The following is a 3,977-nucleotide window of genomic DNA, read 5'->3' as shown; positions in this document are numbered from 1 at the left end:
ATATAAACAATGTAGTATATATATGTATATACAAGTACATACATTAATCAGAACGATCGTCAAAAGAAAGGAGTCTATTTTCATGGCGAATACAACCAAATTTAGAGATATCGAAATCCGTGCACCTCGTGGTACAGAACTCAATGCAAAAAGCTGGCTAACTGAAGCACCTCTTAGGATGTTAATGAATAACCTTGATCCTGATGTTGCTGAAAATCCAAAAGAGTTAGTGGTTTATGGAGGAATTGGTCGAGCAGCTCGTAACTGGGAGTGTTTTGATAAAATTGTTGAGACACTAAAACTGTTAGAGAATGATGAAACACTGTTGGTTCAATCTGGCAAGCCTGTAGGTGTGTTCAAAACCCACAAAGATGCTCCTCGTGTCTTGATTGCAAATTCAAACTTGGTACCACATTGGGCGAACTGGGAACATTTCAATGAACTCGATGCTAAAGGTCTTGCAATGTATGGGCAAATGACAGCTGGTTCTTGGATCTATATTGGTAGTCAAGGTATTGTTCAGGGAACATATGAAACTTTTGTTGAAGCAGGGCGCCAACACTACAATGGTAATCTGACAGGCCGTTGGGTTTTAACCGCAGGTTTAGGAGGAATGGGCGGAGCTCAACCTTTGGCTGCAACATTGGCAGGAGCCTGTTCATTAAATATTGAATGTCAGCAGACAAGCATCGATTTCCGTCTGCGCACACGCTATGTTGATGAACAGGCAACTGATCTGGATGATGCTTTGGCGCGTATAAAAAAATATACAGCGGAAGGCAAGGCTATTTCGATTGCATTACATGGCAATGCAGCAGAGATATTACCTGAATTGGTTCGTCGCGGTGTACGTCCGGATATGGTGACAGACCAGACTAGTGCACATGACCCATTAAATGGTTATCTGCCAATTGGTTGGACTTGGGAAGAATACCGTGAACGTGCAGTAAAAGAACCTCAGGTCGTGGTTAAAGCAGCAAAACAGTCTATGGCTCAGCATGTACAGGCGATGCTCGACTTCCAGAAACTAGGTGTTCCAACTTTTGACTATGGAAATAACATTCGTCAAATGGCACAGGATGAAGGTGTGGAAAATGCCTTTGACTTTCCTGGTTTTGTTCCTGCATATGTCCGCCCACTATTCTGTCGTGGGATTGGGCCATTCCGTTGGGTAGCTCTATCTGGTGATCCAGAAGATATTTATCGTACTGATGAAAAAGTAAAAGAATTAATCCCTGATGACGAGCATCTACATCATTGGTTAGATATGGCAAAAGAGCGTATCAGTTTTCAGGGGTTACCTGCACGTATTTGTTGGGTTGGACTAGGACAGCGTGCAAAACTTGGTTTGGCATTTAACGAAATGGTTCGCCAAGGTGTAGTGAAAGCGCCGATTGTGATTGGACGTGATCATCTGGATTCAGGTTCTGTAGCAAGTCCAAACCGTGAAACTGAAGCGATGCAGGACGGTTCGGATGCTGTTTCAGATTGGCCATTGCTGAATGCATTATTAAATACTGCAGGTGGTGCAACATGGGTATCTTTACATCATGGCGGCGGAGTAGGAATGGGGTTCTCTCAGCATTCAGGTGTTGTGATCGTATGTGATGGTACAGACGAAGCTGCTGCTCGTATTGCACGTGTGCTGACCAATGATCCTGGAACAGGTGTCATGCGCCATGCAGATGCAGGTTATCAGATTGCGATCGATTGTGCCAATGAGCAAAACCTGAAACTACCGATGATTAATGGTTAAGAAAATACTGGAAATGCTATTTTCGGATAGCATTTTTATTCCAGATAAGAAAAAGGATGATACTGATGAAAAAACTTTGGACAAATTGTCATATTGCAAGCATGAAAAATGGGCAATATTCAACAATTGAAAATGCAGTAATAATTACTCATCAAGAGAAAATTCACTGGATTGGGACTGCCCAGGATTTTAATTTGTATCATTCTACTCATTTAGAAAATATTGAAAAAATAGACTTAAATGGAGCATGGGTAACACCAGGTTTTATAGATTGTCATACCCATAGTATCTTTGGAGGCAATCGCAGTGTTGAATTTGAAAAACGTTTGGAAGGTGTGAGCTATGCAGAGATTGCAGCTCAGGGTGGTGGTATCGCCAGTACTGTCCGGGCAACACGTGAAGCTACAGATGATGAGCTGTTGCAGAGTGCATCAAACAGAATAAAAGCCTTGCTGAAAGATGGTGTAACCACTATAGAAATCAAGTCAGGATATGGCTTGGATTATGAAAATGAAAAGAAAATGCTCAATGTAGCCAAACGTATTGGGGAAACTTTGCCTGTTACTGTAAAAAAAACCTGTTTGGCGGCACATGCATTACCTCCAGAATATAAAGATCAAAGTGATGCATATATTGAATATATTTGCAGTGAAATGCTGCCTAAATTACAGCAGGATGGGCTGATAGATGCAGTGGATGCATTCTGTGAATATTTAGCATTTAGCCCAGCACAGGTGGAAAAAGTTTTTAAAGTTGCGCAAAGTTTGAATATTCCTGTAAAAATCCATGCTGAGCAATTATCAGCACTTGGTGGTTCATCCCTTGCAGCACGCTATCACGCTCTTTCCGCAGACCATCTGGAGTACTTAACAGAAGAAGATGCAAAAGCAATGTCTGCATCTAATACGATTGCCGTGTTATTACCAGGTGCATTTTATTTTTTAAGAGAAACAAAATTTCCTGATATTCAGGCATTAAAAAAACATCAAGTGAAAATTGCTTTATCAACAGATTTAAATCCTGGAACTTCACCTGTTTTATCACTTCGTTTAATGATGAATATGGGAAGTACCTTATTTAAACTTACACCAGAACAGACTCTGGCTGCTGTCACTATTAATGCTGCGTATGCTTTGGGTTTACAAGATACACATGGAAGTTTGGAAGTAGGGAAAATTGCAGATTTTATTGCATGGAATATTGAACACCCATCAGAAATTACTTACTGGTTAGGTGGAGATTTAGATAAGAAAGTTATTTATCAGGGAAATATTCGTGATTTTTAAAACTATTTTAGGGATAGAGTAATGGGCCAAACGTTTCAGTGGGCAGGTCGCTATGATGGTGACTCTGCCAATCATCTACGTATTCATCAGATCATAAATCAAACAGATCATCCAGAGTTTATATTGATAGGTTTTTGTTCAGATGAAGGGGTAAAACGGAATAAAGGTCGTATTGGTGCAGCATCAGCACCAAATGAAATTCGGAAACAGCTTGCGAACTTACCTGTGCACCAACAGATGAGCATTACTGATTTAGGAAATATTGTTTGTGAAAATGGCGAGCTTGAAAAAGCGCAAAAGGAGCTAGCTGAACAAATTTGCACACAGCTCAGTAAAGGTATTCAACCGGTCATATTGGGTGGCGGGCATGAAATAGCTTTTGGAAGCTTTAGTGGGTTATTCAGCTATATAAGAAAGTTTGAACCGAATAAAAAAATTGGAATTATCAACTTTGATGCACATTTTGATTTAAGAGAGGAAGATCAAGCAACCTCAGGTACACCTTTTCTACAAGCGGCAAAGTTATCCGCTCAACATGACCAAATATTTCATTATCTGTGTATTGGTGTGGGGAAACATGCCAATACCAAAATATTATTTGAAACAGCAGATCAACTCAATGTTCAGTACATTTTAGATCAAGAAATTTATAATGAAAATTTCAGTGAAATTTTTTTTAAAATAGATTCTTTTTTAGCACAAGTAGATGAGGTTTATTTAACGATTGATATTGATGCATTTCCTGCATATCTGGCACCTGGTGTAAGTGCACCAGCAGTAAAAGGCATTGATTTAAATCACTTTGAGCGCATGTTTAAGCGAATTAAAAAGACTCAAAAAGTCAGATTACTTGACATCGCCGAATGTAATCCCATTTATGATCAGGATCATATTACAGCGAAATTAGCCGCTTATATTGTTTATCAATATATATT

Annotated in this window: 3 protein-coding genes; all 3 read left to right on the top strand. The window is 39.6% G+C overall.

Annotated elements, in window-relative coordinates; all coding sequences use genetic code 11:
- Window positions 1–82: 82 nt before the first annotated feature.
- A complete protein-coding gene (gene hutU, locus KPC_RS18300; RefSeq protein ID WP_121975763.1) occupies window positions 83–1,756 on the top strand; it encodes a urocanate hydratase in 1,674 nt (557 codons plus the stop codon).
- A 65-nt stretch (window positions 1,757–1,821) separates the two neighbouring features.
- Window positions 1,822–3,042: an imidazolonepropionase gene (gene hutI, locus KPC_RS18295; protein WP_121975762.1), complete on the top strand. Its 1,221-nt coding sequence runs from the start codon at window positions 1,822–1,824 to the stop codon at window positions 3,040–3,042.
- 21 nt (window positions 3,043–3,063) lie between these two features.
- Window positions 3,064–3,977 (top strand): formimidoylglutamase (gene hutG / locus KPC_RS18290; RefSeq protein ID WP_121975761.1); only part of this gene is annotated, 914 nt, incomplete at its 3' end.

This window comes from Acinetobacter stercoris, from assembly GCF_900323515.1.
GTDB lineage: Bacteria > Pseudomonadota > Gammaproteobacteria > Pseudomonadales > Moraxellaceae > Acinetobacter > Acinetobacter stercoris.
The sequence above is the reverse complement of the archived record's forward strand: the minus strand, read 5'-3'. Positions and strand labels throughout refer to the sequence as shown.